The organism is Bacillus sp. OTU530 (assembly GCF_038440375.1).
The window spans coordinates 1-441 of record NZ_JASATP010000154.1; the positions used below are offsets into that span (position 1 = coordinate 1).

The 441-nt window shown below is 54.9% G+C and carries 1 rRNA gene; it reads left to right on the forward strand.

Annotated features, from left to right (window positions below):
- Positions 1-441: ribosomal RNA gene (locus AAHB12_RS31360) — 23S ribosomal RNA — on the forward strand; the annotation flags it as partial.

Below are 441 nucleotides of genomic sequence, written 5' to 3' on the forward strand. Positions count from 1 at the left end.
GGGAGGACCATCTCCCAAGGCTAAATACTCCCTAGTGACCGATAGTGAACCAGTACCGTGAGGGAAAGGTGAAAAGCACCCCGGAAGGGGAGTGAAAGAGATCCTGAAACCGTGTGCCTACAAGTAGTCAGAGCCCGTTTATGGGTGATGGCGTGCCTTTTGTAGAATGAACCGGCGAGTTACGATCCCGTGCAAGGTTAAGCCGAAGAGGCGGAGCCGCAGCGAAAGCGAGTCTGAATAGGGCGCCATAGTACGTGGTCGTAGACCCGAAACCGGGTGATCTACCCATGTCCAGGGTGAAGGTAGGGTAACACCTACTGGAGGCCCGAACCCACGCACGTTGAAAAGTGCGGGGATGAGGTGTGGGTAGCGGAGAAATTCCAATCGAACCCGGAGATAGCTGGTTCTCCCCGAAATAGCTTTAGGGCTAGCCTCAAGTGT